A 15,180-nucleotide genomic window follows, 5' to 3' on the forward strand; every position below is an offset into this window, starting at 1 on the left:
ACGAGTAAATCATGCGGATTCGTCGGACGCTTCGATGAGACAAGGTTGCCGACAGAAGATCGGACAAAAAGACTTCGTTCCACTAAATACGGCTTGCATTTCCTTACGTTTCGCTTTGAGCCTTCTCAAGCTTTTTGGCTTATCCTAAACTCTTGCTTACGAGTAAGAGCGAAACGTGGACCTGTGGATTCCGAGTTCGTCTTCGGGGGAAGACGACCACAGTTAGCGCACTCCTCGCCCTTGCCGCATCGCCTCACGGGTGACAGCCAGGGTGCCTCTAGAAGAACGACAACATCACTTCTAACGCCGTGAAAATTCTCATCGTCAACACGTTGTATTACCCGGACAAGGTCGGTGGGGCCGAGGTATCGACGCAACTTCTCGCCGAGGGTCTCGTGCGAGCCGGCATGGAAGTCAGCGTCGCCTGCGCGACCGGTACGGGCACGGACAGCATTTCCGAATTGAACGGGGTGAAGGTCTATCGTCTGCGCAACGCCAATCTGTACTGGCCGCATCGGCCAAAAAAGCGCTCGCGCGTGGCGAGATTCGCCTGGCACGCGCTCGATGTCTATAACGTCGTGATGTCGCGCAAGCTCGCGGGCATCATCGCGCATGAAAAGCCGGACGTCATTCATACCAGCAATCTCGCCTGTCTCTCCGTGGACGTATGGCGCGTGGCGCGCAACGCGGGCGTGCCTATCGTGCATACCGCGCGCGACTATTACCTGATGTGCCCGTCCACGACAATGTTCTCGGACGCGGAGCCTTGCAAGCGGCAGTGCGCGTCCTGCGCGCTGTATTCGGCGCCGAAGCGCGGGGCGTCGGCGCGCGTGGAAGTGGCGATCGGCGTGAGCCGCTTCGTGTTGCAAAAGCATCTGGAGAACGGCTATTTTCCGCACGCGTCGCGCACGGCGGTCGTGAGCAATTGCTATATCCCGAGCACCGACAGCGCGGCGCTCGTCAACAAGCGGCGTTACGAAGGCGGCCCGGTGCGCCTTGGCGTGCTCGGGCGCGTGGCGCGCGACAAAGGCTCGGAGGTCGTGCTCGAACAACTCTCGGCCGATCACACGCTCGACTGGACGCTCGCGTTCGGCGGCAATGGCGAGGCCGGTTACATCGCCTCGCTCAAGACGAAGTATCGCGACCCGCGCGTGCAGTTTCTCGGACACGTGAAGGCGAGCGACTTTCTCAATAGCATCGACATTCTCATTGTCCCTTCCATCTGGCACGAACCGTTCGGGCGCGTGATCGTGGAAGCGTACTCGCACGGCTTGCCCGTGGTCGGCGCGAACCGGGGCGGCATTCCCGAAGTCATTGAACCGCGTTCCGGTCTCGTGTTCGACATGGATCGGCCGGAGACGCTCATTCAAAAGATCCGCGAAGCCATCGAACTGCTGAAAGAGCCGTCCGTGCATGACCGGCTGCGCAAACACGCCGATACCTTCAACCCCGACACGATGGTGAACGCGTATCTCGACATCTACCGCAGCGCGCTGGAAGGCGCGATGACGAGAAGCGCCGAGCCGGTCGCCGCCGCCATCACGCCCAAGGCGCACATGGATTGATGACCGCGCAAGGCGGTCATCGTTCATTGGCCATCGTCATTGGTCATCGGTCATTGAAACTTCACGGGCACCGGACTCGTCAGCAGGTTCACGTACAGGTTGAAGAACCTGGCGTTGTCGTACTTCGTCACATAGGTGATCTTGAGCGGTGAAGCGCCGGGCGCGGGCGCGTCCGGATACACGCGCACGTGCCCCTGATTCTCGCCCGGCGTGGTGTCGATATCGAGGTATGCGCTCTGCGTTTCGGTCGCGTAAGTCGGGTCGAGAAAGTAAGGCATCGTCAGCGTGTCGTAGATATCGGTATGGCTCGCGAAAGCATTCGCGTTCTCCACCGCATAGACCTTCGTGACGGCCGTCTGCCCCGTCGGCGGATTGACGATCTGGTTATAGACGCTTTCGGTGAGCGGCACGGTGTTGGTCACATCGAGCGGAATCACGCGCTGCGGAATGGTCGTCTGCAACAGCGTGCGCACGGCCACCGGATCGAACCACCAGTTCAGTTCGCCCACGGCGTTCGCGTTGCCCGGCACGTTCATGGCGCCGCCCATGTAGACGATCTGCTTGATGAGCGGCACGATCTCGGGCGCCTTCTTGACGGCAGTGGCGAGGTTCGTCGGCGGTCCCACTTCGATGATCGTTACCTGGTTCGGATAGCGCTTGATCGTGTCGATCATGAAGTCCGCGGCGGCTTCCGCTTGCAGTTTGGTCGACTGCGCGAAGCCGTCGGGGGGCGCGGTGAGTTGCGACGCGTCGGTGGGCTCCGGGCGCATCCACGCGCCGAAGTACCCATTCGGATTCGCGGCCTGCTGCGCGCGAATGCTCGCGACATCGTACTGAAGCGGATAGTTCGCGCCGGCGTACACGCCGACCCGGTTCTGCACGCCCATGCGCTCGACAGCCTTCAGCGCATCGGCTTCTTCCTGCAAGAGCCAGTCGTTGCCCGTCACGACGCACAGGCCGAGCAGATTCACTTTGCCCTGCCCCATCAACTGGCTCGTCATCGCGAAGAGTTGGCCGTCATCGCCCATCGTGTTGAAGTCGGAATCGATGATGACCTTCGGTGCGTCGTTGTAGACATCGTGATGATCCGAGCCGCCGCAAGCGGCCACGAGGCAGGACAGAAGCGGCGGAATCAGCGGAAGCAGTCTGCGGGGCGCCATGGTGTGTCTCCTTGTGTTTGAACGTTCTGGATGGCCGCGCTGGCAAGCGGCCTGATTCATTCTAGGAGCATTCACTGCGTTCGGAGGCATGATCGTCGATGCCTGCGGGAGCGCACTTTGCTGGCATCGCACACCGCGCAATGAACGTCGACAGGTCCCGCCATGCTTCTTTCCCTTGCCGTGCTGCTGCTCTTCCAGTGTTTCGGGGAAGGCGTCTCGTATGTGTTCCGGCTTCCCGTGCCGGGGCCGGTCGTCGGCATGTTGCTGCTGCTCGCGTTTGTCATCGCGCGGCCGCGCGCCGCCGATACCATCGAGCCGACCGCGAACGAACTGCTGCGTCATCTCTCGCTGCTTTTCGTTCCGGCGGGCGTCGGCATCATGGCATCCGCGAGCGCCGTGCGCGGCGATCTCGTGGCGGTGGTACTGGCGATCATCGTGAGCACGACGCTCGGCATCGGCGTGACGGCCATCGTGATGCGCGCGCTGATGCGCCGCCAGACGGGAGACGAACGGTCATGAGCGCGATCCCACGGCTCACCGCGATATGGGTCTACCTCGCGGCCTCGCCGCTGCTCGGCCTGACCATCACGCTCTTTGCGTATCTGATCGCGCAATCCGTCTATACGCGATGCCGCTTCAATCCGCTGGCCAACCCCGTGTTGATTGCGGTGGCGCTGATCGTCGCGGTGCTTCAGATCAGCGGCACGCCGTATCCGACGTATTTCGAAGGCGCGCAGTTCGTGCACTTTCTGCTCGGGCCCGCGACGGTTGCGCTGGCCCTGCCGCTCTACCGGCAACTGGGCAACCTCAGGCGGCTCGCCGCGCCGCTTTTCGTCGCGCTGTTCGCCGGGTCGATGACCGCGATCGTATCGGCGGTCGCTATCGCGTCGTGGCTCGGCGCATCGCGGCAGACGATTGCATCGCTCGCGCCGAAGTCCGCCACCACGCCCATCGCGATGGCGGTGGCGACGTCCATCGGCGGCATTCCGTCGTTGACGGCGGTGCTCGTCATCTCGACGGGCGTGTTCGGCGCCGTGTTCGCGCGCGTGATTCTCAACGCGCTGCGCGTCGCGGAGCCGGAAGCGCGCGGCTTCGCGCTCGGCGTGGCGTCGCACGGCATCGGCACGGCGCGCGCCTTTCAGGTCAGCCAGCAGATGGGCGCGTTCGCCGGGCTCGGCATGGGGCTCAACGGCATACTCACCTCGTTTCTCGTGCCGGTGTTAGTGCCCGTGCTGGTGCGCTGGCTCTGAACGGAAGCGACGAAGGAACGCGCCTTGCTCGCTGCGGCGCCATGAAGCCCTTCCGTTCACTGCCGCTCGCGCCGCTCGTTGTCGCGCTCGCGCTGGCATGCGCCGCGTGTTCGTCATCCGACGATGCCGCCTCCGATGCCCGCATCGTGCTGTCGTATGCGCGCTCGGCGTCGCAGTGGATCGACTCGTGGCTCGACGGCAGCTCGCCGTCGTCGTACGCCACACGCTCGGTCGATTCGGCCAGCGAACAGATCGGCAAGATAGCGGGCGACCTGCAACGCGCGCACGCGCCCGCCGATGCCGCCTCGCAGGTTCACGCGGTACAGGCCGCCTTCGATAAGGCGCGCGCCGCGCTCGATTCCGGCGACCGCGCGCGCGTCACCGAAGCGCGCTCGACGATGCATGACGCAGCCGTACGCCTCGACGCGTGGCTGCGCGCGCAAGCCGGTGACGCGTCATGAAGAAGCTGCTGGAGATATCGCTCGGCATCGTGACGAGCGTCGGCGGCTTCCTCGAAATGGGCGAGATGTCGACTGCCGCGCAGGCCGGCGCCGCGTTTCACTATCAATTGCTATGGACCATCGTGCTCGGCACGGTCTGCATCGCGTTCCTCACCGAGATGTCGGGACGCTTCGCGGCGGTGAGCGGACACACCATCGTCGATGGCATTCGCGACCGCTTCGGCATCAAGCTGCTCGCGCTGCCGCTCATCTCGACCGTGATCGTGAGCTTTCTCGTACTGAGCGCCGAGATAGGCGGCGTCTCGGTGGCGCTCGAATTCGCAACGGGCATCTCGTATCGATGGTGGGCGCTGCCCGTCGCGCTGCTCTCGTGGCTGTTCTTGTGGCGCGGCACCTTCGGCATGCTGGAGAAAGGCATCTCGCTGCTCGGCCTCGTCACGCTGTGCTTCGTCGTCGCGATCATCCGGCTGCGGCCCGAATGGACGCAGGTGGCCGCCGCTGCGGTGCCGAGCCGCCCGCACGAACATGCCGCGACGTACTGGTTCATGGCCGCGAGCATTCTGGGCGCGTCGCTTTCGCCCACGCTCTTCCTGTTCTATTCGTCGGGCGCAATCGAAGACCGCTGGGACCGCAGCTATCTCTGGCCCAACCGCGCGATCGCCGCACTGGGCATGCTGTTCGGCGGTGTGATTTCGGCGGCCGTGCTGCTCGTCGCGGCGCAGGTGCTCAACGGGCGCGGCATTCTGGATGTCGAAGACTTCCATCAACTGCCGCTGCTTCTCGTCGATGCATTCGGCATGTGGGGATTCGTGCTCTTCGTGGCGTCGCTCGGCATTGCATCGCTCGGCGCGGCGCTGGAAGTGGCGCTGCTCGAAGCGTATCTCTTCGCGCAGGCGTTCGGCTGGAACTGGGGGCAAGACTGTCCGCCGCGCGACAATCCCGGCTTCAGCCTCGTCTATACCTGCGCGCTTTTGCTCGGCGCGTTGCCCATTGCCGCCGGCGCCGATCCGCTCAAGCTCACGGTGTTCTCCATGGCGCTCACCGCCGTCAACTTGCCGTTGATGGTGGTGCCGTTCATCGTCTTGATGAACGACGAGCACTACATGGGCGAGCATTGCAACGGACCGATCTCCAACGTGGCGGTGATCGCCATTACCGCGCTCGCGTTCGTGCTCGGCATCGTCACGATACCGCTCGAATACTTCGGAGGCACATGATGGACGTCGTGCACGATATCCTCGACAAGCAGCTCGTCGACAAGAACGGCGTGCGTATGGGACGCGTGGATGGCCTCGTCGCCGAACTGCGCGACGGCGAATTGCCGAGGCTCGTGTTCATCGAAACCGGCACGGTCGTCATGGCGCGGCGCTTCGGCAGGCGGGCGCATCGGCTGATGTGCGCGTTGCTCGCGCGTATCGGCGCGGGCCACAAGACCACGCCGTATCGCATTGCGTGGAAGGACGTGCGCAAGGTCGCCGTGGATATCGAACTCGACGTGGATGCCGACGACACGCCCGTGCACGACTGGCAACGCTGGCTGCGCGAGCGGACCATCGACCGCATTCCCGGAGCGCGCTGATGCAGACCGTCAACCTGGATGAACTCGTCGGGCTGCGCGTCACCGCGATGGATGGCCGGCGCGTCGGCCGCATCTCCGCGCTGCTGGCCGAAGATCGCGGCGGCGATTGCGTGATCTCGGCGGTGCGCATCGAGACGCACGGCTTCGCGAGTCGCGTGATGCGCTGGATGGCGATGGCGCTTTCGCCTGCGTCCTTGCGCAAGAGGCTCGCGCAGAAGCCGCTCGATGTCGCGTGGGACAAGCTCGACTGGGCCGACATGCGGCAGCCGCGCCTGCGCGAACACGCGCGTTGATCGGCGTCACTCGATGGCCATCGCCTCGATGGCATCGGCGATGCGGCCCGCTTCATCGTAGTGAAGCATGTGCCCGCGATTCGGCACCACGGTGATCGTGCTCTGCGCGATGTCTTCATGCAGCCTTCCCGACTGCGAATCCGCATCGACGATCTTGTCGTCCCGGCCCGCGAAGATGCGCACCGGCACGCTCACTTCGCCGTAACGCCGCGACAGGTCATGCGCCGCCGGCACCATGTAGCCAGCGTCCTCGCCGATCGCGCGCATTTGCGACGGACGCAGCATCAACTCGCGCGGCAGCATCTCGCGAAAGACGTCCGGCACCGGTTGCGGCGCGAACATCAGGCGCAGGTTCGGATCGATCATCAGCCGCGCCGCAATGGGCGAGACCGTGTAGCGCATCACATCGCCGATGACGGGTATCGCGGCGGGCGCGGTGAGCAGCACGTCGAAGCGGGCGCTCGGATAGAAGTAGCCGCTGATCAGCGCGAGCCCGCGAATGTCGATGCGCGGATCGAGCGCCATGGAAAGCGCGGCGAGACAGCCGAGCGACTGCCCGACCACGACCGCCCGCGTCAGTCCCATGCGCTTGAGCGCCTGTTGAAAGAGCGCCGCCTGCGCCTGCGGCGTCCATGCGCGATCGCGCGGACGTTCGCTGAAGCCGAAGCCGGGACGATCGAACGCGATCACGCGATGCCGCTCTGCGAGCCGGTCGAAGAGTCCGCTCGCCACATAGTCTTGCAGCATGACGAGATTGCCGTGCAACAGCACGATGACCGGGCCTTCGCCTTCGTCGATGTAATGCAGACGCACGCCGTCCACGTCGATGAAGCGCCCGACCGGCGGATGATCGCGCTCGGCGCGGCGCGCGCGCAGCGCGGCCCACGCGGCCACGCCGAGCGATGCAGCCGCGACGGAGCCGGCAAGCAGTTTGCCCGATGACAAGGCGCTGGATGATGTCTGAGGCATGTTTCCCCGATGGTCTTGATTGAAGCGCGAAGCGCACGAAGCGAGTGGGCGAGCAAAGGCCGTGCCCCTAGCGGTTCCCGAATCTCGGAACGGTGCTTGCTGCCGTTGAACGCGACATCCACTCAGCGAGATCTGACCATGAACCAGAAAACGCAAGACCCGCAAAGCGCCGTATCGGAGAATGGCCACATCGAAAGCCAGCCGATTCCCGGCCACAACGAAAACATCCCGACGAACCCGGCGGATGACCCGAAGCGCGGCCCGACCGAAGACCGCGCGCCGGACGCGACGCCCGATAAAAAACCCGGCACGCCGCCCGGCTCGCAGAGCGAGAGCGATCGGCTGAAGACGCCGGAGGACGGCAATCCGCTGTAGATCGCGCGCCGCTTATCTGTCCGGTACGGAAGGCGTCGAAATGGCCTGAATGGTCGAGGACACTTCCCCGTCGGAGTAGATCGCGATATCGCCGAGCGCGAGCATGCCGACGATGTTTTTCTCGCTGTCCACGACAGGCATGCGGCGAATCTGCAACTGCTCCATTCTGCGCATGGCGTCGTGAATCTCGTCGTTTTCGAAGCACCATTCGACAGGTTCGCTCGCCACGTCCTGCACCGCGCACGACGACTCCTTGCCCACCGACACCGCGCGCACCACGATGTCGCGGTCGGTCACGACGCCCTTCAGGCGCGTGCCGTCGCACACCGGAAGCGCGCCGACATTGAGTTCGTCCATCAGTTCGGCTGCGCGGCGAATGCTCTCGTTGGGCGCGATGGTCTGCACGCCGCGTGTCATTACTTCGGCTACCTTGGTCATGACTTCCTCCTCGTTCCATGGCGACTCCCGATGCAGCATGCAGCGTGCCGTTGTCTCGCCCGGCGCGCGCGCGTCGGCCTGCTGATTGCTAACCGAAGCCCATACGGTCAATGCGGAACGCACAATGAAAATCGCACAGGTCGCACCGCTCTACGAGAGCGTCCCTCCTATCGCATACGGCGCCACCGAGCGCATCATTTCTTATCTGACGGAAGCACTGGTCGCCCTCGGGCATGAAGTCACATTGTTCGCCACGGCGGATTCGAGAACGCGCGCCCGCTTGCATGCGAGCGCGCCGACGGCGCTCTGGCGCGACGAACGCGTGTGGGACACGACGAGCCATCATCTGCGTCAGCTCGAAGCTGTCATCGAACGTTCATCGCAGTTCGATGTGATTCACTTTCACACCGAGCCCATTCATCTGCCGATGCAGCGCTTTCTCGCATGCGCTTCGCTCACGACCATGCACGGGCGTCTTCTTCCCGCCGATCACGGTCCGCTCTTCGAGACCTTCGCGAATGCGCCGCTCGTCTCGATCTCCGACAGTCAGCGCCGCGGCGCGCCGCACGCGAACTGGCGGGCGACCGTGCATCACGGCCTTGCGCTCGATGAAATGCGCTATTCGCGCGAAGGCGGCGACTATCTGCTATTCGTCGGCCGCGTGATGCCGGAAAAGCGCATTGACCGCGCGATCGAGATCGCGCGTCGCGCGGGGCTGCCGCTCAAGATCGCCGCTGCCGTGCATCCCGGCGAGCGCGCGTACTTCAAGGAGACGATCTGGCCGCTCATCGCGGAATCGGAGTCTTTTGTCGAGTATCTGGGCGAAGTGGGCGGCGAGACGCGTCGCGCGCTCTTCGCGAACGCACGTGCGCTCGTCTTTCCTATCGACTGGGAAGAGCCGTTCGGCCTCGTGATGATCGAGGCGATGGCATCGGGAACGCCGGTCGTCGCGTTCAGGCGCGGCGCGGTGCCCGAAGTCATCGAGCATGGCGTGAACGGCTTGATCGTCGACGATGTGGACCAAGCCGTGCGCGCCGTTCGCGAGATTGGCGCGATAGACCGCGCCCGCTGCCGCAAGACGTTCGAGCAGCGCTTCTCTGCCGAACGCATGGCGCGCGACTATCTCGCGGTGTATCACGATCTGCTGCAAAGCCGCGCGAGCGCAGACGCTTTTATCGCCGCCGCCGATACCGACGCGCTGGAAGCCTGACCTTCGACACGAACCACCATGCGCATCGCTCTAGTCTCAACGCTCTATGAAAGTGTGCCGCCACGACGTTACGGCGGCATCGAACGGATCGTCTCCTATCTCAGCGAAGAACTCGTGGCACTGGGTCACGACGTGACGCTTTTCGCGAGCGCCGACTCGCGCACGAGCGCGAAGCTCGTCGCGGGAAGCGACTGCGCGGTGCGGCTCGTCGAGGACACCGCCGATCCGCAAGCCTTCCATTTCGCGATGCTCGAAGACGTGGTCGCCGCGTCGAAGCACTTCGATATCGTGCATTTCCACACGGATTACCAGAGCTTTCCGTTCGCGCGCCGCATGCAGTGCGCGCATGTGACGACGCTGCACTGGCGGCTCGACGTGCCGGGACTCGAGCCCATGTACCGCCGCTTCGCCGATATTCCGCTCGTCTCCATCTCGAACGCGCAGCGCGCGCCGCTGCCGTGGCTCGCGTGGGCGGGCACCGTGTATCACGGCTTGCCGGACACACTCTATCCGTTCCATGAACGCGCGGGCGACCATCTCGCGTTCGTCGGAAGGATCGCGCCGGCCAAGGGACCGGATGCGGCTATTCGCATCGCGCGTCGCGCGGGCATGCCGCTCAAGATCGCCGCGAAAGTGGATGAAGCCGACCGTCCGTACTTCGAGAGCGCGGTCGCGCCGCTCGTCGAAGCGCCGCTGATCGAATACGTCGGCGAGCAGGACGATGCGGGCAAGAGCCGCATCATCGGGCAAGCGCGCGCGCTGCTCTTTCCGATCGACTGGCCGGAGCCGTTCGGCCTCGTGATGATCGAGGCGCTCGCGTGCGGCACGCCCGTGATCGCGTTCGGGCGCGGCTCGGTGCCGGAAATCATCGAGGATGGCGTGAACGGCTTTGTCGTGCGTAACGAGGACGAAGCGGTGGAAGCGCTCGCGCGTCTGCCGGAGATCGATCGCCGCCGCTGCCGCGAAACCTTCGAGCGGCGCTTCACGGCACAGCGTATGGCGCGCGATTACGTCGATGTGTATCAGCGTCTCGTCGATGCCCGCGCGGCGCGTTGCGCGCCGCCGTCGCTCATCGAACAGGATGCCTAACCAGAGGACACGCGCATGCGATTCATGGTGCTTGCCAGCGATTACGACAACACGCTCGCCGAGAACGGCCGCGTCTCCGAGGCTACGTGGGACGCAATCGACCGCCTGCGCGCTTCGGGGCGTCACATGATTCTCGTCACGGGCCGCGAGCTCGACGATCTACTCACGCTGTGCGACCGCGTCGACCGTTTCACGCTGATCGTCGCGGAAAACGGCGGCGTGATCTATTCGCCCGTCACGCGCGAGCGCAAGCTGCTCGCGCCGCCGCCGCCGCCCGCGTTCGTCGAGGCGATGAAGAAGGCCGGCGTGCGTCATCTCGGCGTGAGCCAGACGCTCGTCGCGACCGTGCGGCCTTACGACGAACAGGCGCACGCCGCCATTCGCGATCTTGGGCTCGATCTGCACGTCGTCTATAACGGCGACGCGGTGATGGTGCTCGCGCCGGGCGTCAGCAAGGCCAGTGGCCTGCTCGCCGCGCTCGATGAGCTTTCGCTGTCGCCGCGCAATGCCGTGGGCGTCGGCGACGCGCAGAACGACCACCCGCTGCTCGATGCGTGCGAGATGTCGGCGGCGGTGAGCAACGCGATTCCCGCGCTGAAGTCGCATGCGGATATCGTGCTGAAGAGCGAATGCGGCGCGGGCGTGACCGAACTGATCGACGCGATTCTCGCCGACGATCTTGCCGCCGCGAGCGAGCGCGTCACGCGGCGCAACGTGCTGCTCGGAGCGCGCGTCAACGGCGATTCGCAGCAAGAAGAGGGCGAGCCTGAAACGCTCGCGCCGCAGCGGACCGTTGCGCTGATCGCCGGGCAATCGGGCGGCGGCAAGTCCACGCTCATCACGGGTCTCATGGAGCGGCTCGTGGCGGCCGGCTACCAGTTCTGCGCGCTCGATCCCGAAGGCGACTTCGATACCTTCGAGAACGCGCTGCCCATCGGCGATGCCGAGACCGCGCCGAAAGCCGACGACATCACGCGGCTTTTGCATCAGCCGAGCCAGTCCGTGCTCGTGAACCTCATGCGCGTCACGTTCGCGGACCGGCCCGCGTACTGCGCGAGTGTGCTCGCGCACATGCAGAAGTCGCGCGCGCTCACCGGCCGCCCGCACTGGATGCTCTTCGACGAAGCGCATCACTTCTTCCCCGCGAGCATAAATCCGGCCGACGAAGTGCTGCCAGACCAACTCGCGCCCGCGCTTTTCGTCACCGTGCATCCGGAGCAGCTTTCGCCGCGCCTTTTGGATCGCGTGACGATGTTCATCGGCGCGGGGCCGGGCGCGCAGACGTCGCTCGAAGAGTTTGCGCGCGCGGCGGGCCACGATGCGCCCGGCGCGCTGCCCGACGACATCAAGCCCGGCCAGGCGCTCGTGTGGCGTCGCAAGGCGGACGACGGCGGCTGGGACGAGCCGGTCGTCGTGCATGTCGAGCCCGCGAAAACGCAGCGTCGCCGTCATGTGCGCAAGTATGCGGAAGGCATGCTGATTCCGGAGCGCAGCTTCTACTTCCGCGGCCCCGAGGACAAGCTGAACCTGCGCGCGCACAATCTCGTGCTCTTTCTTGAACTCGCCGAAGGCGTCGATGAGGAGACCTGGATGTTCCATCTGCGCCAGGGCGACTATTCGACGTGGTTTCGCGACGTGATCGGCGATACGTCGCTGGCGGACGAAGCGCAAGCCGTCGAAGCCAACGAGGGCCTTTCGGCGAAGGAGAGCATCGAAGCGATTCGAAAGGCCGTCGAAGAGCGTTATACGCAGCCTGAGAATCCGGTGCTGCCGAACATCCTCGCGCCGGGATCGAAGGACGGCGATGGCGCATAAATTGCTGCACTGCGTCGCGTATCGCGTAACGCGCTTGGCATCGGCGAAGGTTCGATGTCGGGCGCCGTTCGCGTTGCATGTTCCTGAAGGTCGCTCTAAGCAGAGGTGTTGAATGAATACGAACTCGCCGCCAGCGCGGTCGCCCGCCGGCCCATCGTCGCCATCGCCATCGAACACGCGATCGCCGTCACCTGTCGTCAAATGGGTCACTGTGCTGTTTCTCGCGTTGTCGGGGCTGTATCTGGCCGGCGTCGGCATATGGCTCGTCGCCATCGGCGGCTCGCCGTATTACGTCGTCGCGGGCATTCTTATGCTCGCCGTCGCGTGGCTCATCTGGCGGCGCAATACCCTCGCCCTAATCGTGTACGCGGTGCTGCTCTTCGGCACGCTGATATGGGCGGTCGCCGAAGCGGGCTTCGACTTCTGGGCACTCGCGCCGCGTCTGGACGTGCTCGTCATCGTCGGGATTTGGTTGCTGCTGCCCTTCACGTATCGCCTGTACATGAACCCGGTGCGCCGCGGCGGGCTCGCGCTCGGCGCCGCGCTCGTTCTGACCGGCATCGCGCTCGTGTATGCCGTGTTCAACGATCCGCAAGAGGTCAGCGGCACGGTGAGCGCGCAGGCGTCGAGTGCTTCGGCTGCGCCTGCCGCGACCGGCGGCCGTCCGGGCGACTGGCTCGCCTACGGCAATTCGCAGCACGGCACGCGCTATTCGCCGCTTTCGCAAATCAACGACAAGAACGTCGGGAACCTGCAAGAAGCGTGGACCTTCCGCACGGGCGACATGAAAGGCCCGCACGATCCGCTCGAAATCACCGATGAGGTGACGCCGCTCGCCGTCGACGGCACGCTCTTCTTCTGCACGCCGCACCAGAACGCGATTGCGCTCGACGGCGCGACGGGCAAGGAGAAATGGCGCTTCAACCCGGACCTGAAGCCGGACCCGAGCTTTCAGCACGTGACCTGCCGGGGCGTCTCCTACTATGAGACGCCCGCCGCCGCGCAGGCGCGTCAGACGAACAACCTGTCGTCGCTGCCGGCGTGCGCGCGCCGCGTGATCCTTCCGGTGAACGACGGCCGTCTGTTCGAACTCGATGCCGCGACCGGCCAGCGTTGCGCGGGCTTCGCCGCGAACGGCATGCTCGACTTGCAGCATCTGCAGCCGGTGAAGACGCCGGGCATGTACGAGCCGACCTCGCCGCCGATCATCACGTCGAAGGTCATCGTCATGGCGGGGTCGGTCACGGACAACTACGGCACGCGCGAGCCCTCGGGCGTGATTCGCGGCTTCGACGTGGACACCGGCAAGCTGCTGTGGGCGTTCGATCCGGGCGCGCGCGACCCGAACGCGATTCCGAGCGATCAGCACAGCTACACGATGAACTCGCCGAACTCGTGGGCGCCGGCTGCCTACGACGCGCAGCTCGACATCGTGTATCTGCCGATGGGCGTCTCGACGCCGGACATCTGGGGCGGCAATCGCACGCCCGAACAGGAACGCTACGCGAGCGGCCTGCTAGCGCTGCATGCATCGACCGGCAAGCTCGCGTGGTTCTATCAGACCGTGCACCATGACCTGTGGGACATGGACTTGCCCGCGCAGCCGACCATCGCGGATATCAAGGATTCAAACGGCAACATCGTTCCCGCGATCTATGCGCCGGCGAAGACGGGCAACATCTTCGTGCTCGACCGCCGCACCGGCAAGCCGATCGTTCCGGCGCCCGAGCAGCCGGTGCCGCAGGGCGCGGCACAGGGCGATCGCCTGTCGCCGACGCAGCCGTTCTCGCAACTCACCTACCGGCCGCAGAAGAACCTGACCGGCGCGGACATGTGGGGCGCGACGATGTACGACCAACTCGTGTGCCGTGTGATCTTTCATCGGCTGCGCTACGAGGGGCCGTTCACGCCGCCGTCGGAGCAAGGCACGCTCGTGTTCCCGGGCAATCTCGGCATGTTCGAGTGGGGCGGGCTTGCCGTCGATACGGACCGGCGCATTGCGATTGCGAACCCGATTGCGCTGCCGTTCGTCTCGAAGCTGATTCCGCGCGGACCGAACAACCCGATGGAGCCGCCGCAGGCCGGACAGTCGGGCACTGGCGCGGAAACGGGCATTCAGCCGCAGTACGGCGTGCCGTTCGGTGTGACGCTGAATCCGTTCCTCTCGCCGCTGCGTCTGCCTTGCAAGCAGCCGGCCTGGGGCTATGTGTCGGCGCTCGATCTGGAGACGAACAAAGTGATCTGGAAGAAGCGCATCGGTACGACGCGCGATGCATCGCCGATACCGCTTCCGTTCAAGATGGGCATGCCGATGCTCGGCGGCCCGATGACGACGGCGGGCCATGTATTCTTTATCGGCGCAACGTCGGACGACTATCTGCGCGCATTCAGCACCGATACCGGCGAGGAGTTGTGGCACACCCGTCTGCCGGCAGGCGGACAGGCGACGCCGATGACGTATGAGGCGAACGGCAAGCAGTACGTGCTGATCGCGGCCGGCGGGCATGGGTCGTTTTTGACCAAGCTCGGGGATTATGTGATTGCTTATGCGTTGCCGGAGAAGCGGTAATTGGCTGGCGGGGGATCGCTGTCGTGCGTGGTGATGGGCGACAGCGATCTCGGCGGTTCAGGTGACGCTGGGGAATCGCGGGCGCATGTGATGGAAAGTTGCCGGGCGCGCTGCGCAAGTCGAAGCCAAGGTAAGTGCGCGGCAGCGAACGACAGGTAGCCCGCTTGCCCACGTCGCTCCCTTTCATGAGCTGCTCACTTGGCAGCGAACCCGTTTCCGTCAAGAGCGATCGTACGATTTCCTAAGTTGCCGACGCTACAGCGAATGACCGCGTAACAGCCGCATCGGGTGTGGGACTCTGCAGGCGGCCTCGCGGCGGCGAACATAGGTTTAGTTAAGAAAACATTCACCGCTTCGTAAAACTCTCTGCGCGGCTGCAAACATCCGGCGGCTAGATGTGCGCGCGC

The 15,180-nt window shown here is 64.7% G+C and carries 15 protein-coding genes; 12 read left to right on the plus strand and 3 right to left on the minus strand.

What is annotated here, in order from left to right:
• The first annotated feature begins 308 nt into the window (after nt 1-308).
• Nucleotides 309-1,565, plus strand: coding sequence for a glycosyltransferase family 4 protein (locus JYK05_RS21865; protein WP_175943723.1), 1,257 nt, complete (start codon nt 309-311; stop codon nt 1,563-1,565).
• Nucleotides 1,566-1,615: 50 nt separating this feature from the next.
• Here the strand turns inward: JYK05_RS21865 and JYK05_RS21870 are convergent, their stop codons facing one another.
• Nucleotides 1,616-2,725 (minus strand): nucleoside hydrolase, encoded by a 1,110-nt coding sequence (locus JYK05_RS21870; RefSeq protein ID WP_206469776.1) that lies wholly within the window; start codon nt 2,723-2,725, stop codon nt 1,616-1,618.
• A 162-nt stretch (nt 2,726-2,887) separates the two neighbouring features.
• On the opposite strand from JYK05_RS21870, the gene JYK05_RS21875 reads away from it, so the two are divergent.
• From JYK05_RS21875 to JYK05_RS21900, 6 genes are read left to right on the plus strand one after another with little or no spacing between them, the layout of a single operon-like run.
• On the plus strand, nt 2,888-3,244 hold the full coding sequence (locus JYK05_RS21875; protein WP_206469778.1) for a CidA/LrgA family protein: 357 nt from the start codon (nt 2,888-2,890) through the stop codon (nt 3,242-3,244).
• On the plus strand, nt 3,241-3,975 hold the full coding sequence (locus tag JYK05_RS21880) for an LrgB family protein (protein WP_175943729.1): 735 nt from the start codon (nt 3,241-3,243) through the stop codon (nt 3,973-3,975). Before JYK05_RS21875 ends, JYK05_RS21880 begins: the two co-directional genes overlap by 4 nt.
• Nucleotides 3,976-4,016: 41 nt before the next feature.
• Entirely contained in the window at nt 4,017-4,436 is a 420-nt protein-coding gene (locus tag JYK05_RS21885; protein ID WP_175943731.1) for a hypothetical protein, read from the plus strand.
• Nucleotides 4,433-5,653 carry an Nramp family divalent metal transporter gene (locus tag JYK05_RS21890; protein ID WP_175943734.1) on the plus strand — a complete coding sequence of 407 codons (1,221 nt, stop codon included), beginning with the start codon at nt 4,433-4,435 and terminating at the stop codon, nt 5,651-5,653. Before JYK05_RS21885 ends, JYK05_RS21890 begins: the two co-directional genes overlap by 4 nt.
• The gene (locus tag JYK05_RS21895; RefSeq protein ID WP_241270030.1) at nt 5,650-6,015 is read left to right on the plus strand and encodes a hypothetical protein; all 366 of its coding nucleotides are present in this window, start codon (nt 5,650-5,652) and stop codon (nt 6,013-6,015) included. Before JYK05_RS21890 ends, JYK05_RS21895 begins: the two co-directional genes overlap by 4 nt.
• Nucleotides 6,015-6,308 carry a PRC-barrel domain-containing protein gene (locus JYK05_RS21900; RefSeq protein WP_206469780.1) on the plus strand — a complete coding sequence of 98 codons (294 nt, stop codon included), beginning with the start codon at nt 6,015-6,017 and terminating at the stop codon, nt 6,306-6,308. Before JYK05_RS21895 ends, JYK05_RS21900 begins: the two co-directional genes overlap by 1 nt.
• A gap of 6 nt (nt 6,309-6,314) precedes the next feature.
• Here JYK05_RS21900 and JYK05_RS21905 read toward each other — a convergent pair whose 3' ends face one another.
• Nucleotides 6,315-7,277 carry an alpha/beta fold hydrolase gene (locus JYK05_RS21905; RefSeq protein WP_206469782.1) on the minus strand — a complete coding sequence of 321 codons (963 nt, stop codon included), beginning with the start codon at nt 7,275-7,277 and terminating at the stop codon, nt 6,315-6,317.
• A gap of 138 nt (nt 7,278-7,415) precedes the next feature.
• On the opposite strand from JYK05_RS21905, the gene JYK05_RS21910 reads away from it, so the two are divergent.
• The gene (locus JYK05_RS21910) at nt 7,416-7,652 is read left to right on the plus strand and encodes an MARCKS-like protein (protein WP_206469783.1); all 237 of its coding nucleotides are present in this window, start codon (nt 7,416-7,418) and stop codon (nt 7,650-7,652) included.
• Nucleotides 7,653-7,664: 12 nt separating this feature from the next.
• Here JYK05_RS21910 and JYK05_RS21915 read toward each other — a convergent pair whose 3' ends face one another.
• Nucleotides 7,665-8,090: a CBS domain-containing protein gene (locus tag JYK05_RS21915; protein ID WP_206469784.1), complete on the minus strand. Its 426-nt coding sequence runs from the start codon at nt 8,088-8,090 to the stop codon at nt 7,665-7,667.
• A gap of 124 nt (nt 8,091-8,214) precedes the next feature.
• Here JYK05_RS21915 and JYK05_RS21920 point away from each other — a divergent pair, with 124 nt between their 5' ends.
• The 4 genes from JYK05_RS21920 to JYK05_RS21935 all read left to right on the plus strand — a co-directional run bounded on the left by JYK05_RS21920 (nt 8,215) and on the right by JYK05_RS21935 (nt 14,773).
• The gene (locus JYK05_RS21920; protein WP_175943744.1) at nt 8,215-9,300 is read left to right on the plus strand and encodes a glycosyltransferase family 4 protein; all 1,086 of its coding nucleotides are present in this window, start codon (nt 8,215-8,217) and stop codon (nt 9,298-9,300) included.
• A gap of 18 nt (nt 9,301-9,318) precedes the next feature.
• Nucleotides 9,319-10,389, plus strand: coding sequence for a glycosyltransferase family 4 protein (locus JYK05_RS21925; RefSeq protein ID WP_206469785.1), 1,071 nt, complete (start codon nt 9,319-9,321; stop codon nt 10,387-10,389).
• A 15-nt stretch (nt 10,390-10,404) separates the two neighbouring features.
• Nucleotides 10,405-12,204 carry an HAD family hydrolase gene (locus JYK05_RS21930; protein WP_206469786.1) on the plus strand — a complete coding sequence of 600 codons (1,800 nt, stop codon included), beginning with the start codon at nt 10,405-10,407 and terminating at the stop codon, nt 12,202-12,204.
• Nucleotides 12,205-12,316: 112 nt separating this feature from the next.
• Nucleotides 12,317-14,773, plus strand: a complete 2,457-nt coding sequence (locus JYK05_RS21935; protein WP_206469787.1) for a glucose/quinate/shikimate family membrane-bound PQQ-dependent dehydrogenase — start codon at nt 12,317-12,319, stop codon at nt 14,771-14,773.
• The last annotated feature ends 407 nt before the right edge of the window (nt 14,774-15,180 follow it).

The sequence above is a fragment of the Caballeronia sp. M1242 genome (assembly GCF_017220215.1).
Classification (GTDB): Bacteria; Pseudomonadota; Gammaproteobacteria; order Burkholderiales; family Burkholderiaceae; genus Caballeronia.

Excerpts from the sequence above, each read along its gene's own strand:
- JYK05_RS21930 (WP_206469786.1), top strand. The coding sequence starts at position 10,405 with ATGCGATTCATGGTGCTTGCCAGCGATTACGACAACACGCTCGCCGAG.
- JYK05_RS21890 (WP_175943734.1), top strand. The coding sequence starts at position 4,433 with ATGAAGAAGCTGCTGGAGATATCGCTCGGCATCGTGACGAGCGTCGGC.
- JYK05_RS21935 (WP_206469787.1), top strand. The coding sequence starts at position 12,317 with ATGAATACGAACTCGCCGCCAGCGCGGTCGCCCGCCGGCCCATCGTCG.
- JYK05_RS21920 (WP_175943744.1), top strand. The coding sequence starts at position 8,215 with ATGAAAATCGCACAGGTCGCACCGCTCTACGAGAGCGTCCCTCCTATC.
- JYK05_RS21880 (WP_175943729.1), top strand. The coding sequence starts at position 3,241 with ATGAGCGCGATCCCACGGCTCACCGCGATATGGGTCTACCTCGCGGCC.
- JYK05_RS21905 (WP_206469782.1), bottom strand. The coding sequence starts at position 7,277 with ATGCCTCAGACATCATCCAGCGCCTTGTCATCGGGCAAACTGCTTGCC.
- JYK05_RS21900 (WP_206469780.1), top strand. The coding sequence starts at position 6,015 with ATGCAGACCGTCAACCTGGATGAACTCGTCGGGCTGCGCGTCACCGCG.
- JYK05_RS21885 (WP_175943731.1), top strand. The coding sequence starts at position 4,017 with ATGAAGCCCTTCCGTTCACTGCCGCTCGCGCCGCTCGTTGTCGCGCTC.
- JYK05_RS21910 (WP_206469783.1), top strand. The coding sequence starts at position 7,416 with ATGAACCAGAAAACGCAAGACCCGCAAAGCGCCGTATCGGAGAATGGC.
- JYK05_RS21925 (WP_206469785.1), top strand. The coding sequence starts at position 9,319 with ATGCGCATCGCTCTAGTCTCAACGCTCTATGAAAGTGTGCCGCCACGA.
- JYK05_RS21915 (WP_206469784.1), bottom strand. The coding sequence starts at position 8,090 with ATGACCAAGGTAGCCGAAGTAATGACACGCGGCGTGCAGACCATCGCG.
- JYK05_RS21875 (WP_206469778.1), top strand. The coding sequence starts at position 2,888 with ATGCTTCTTTCCCTTGCCGTGCTGCTGCTCTTCCAGTGTTTCGGGGAA.
- JYK05_RS21895 (WP_241270030.1), top strand. The coding sequence starts at position 5,650 with ATGATGGACGTCGTGCACGATATCCTCGACAAGCAGCTCGTCGACAAG.
- JYK05_RS21870 (WP_206469776.1), bottom strand. The coding sequence starts at position 2,725 with ATGGCGCCCCGCAGACTGCTTCCGCTGATTCCGCCGCTTCTGTCCTGC.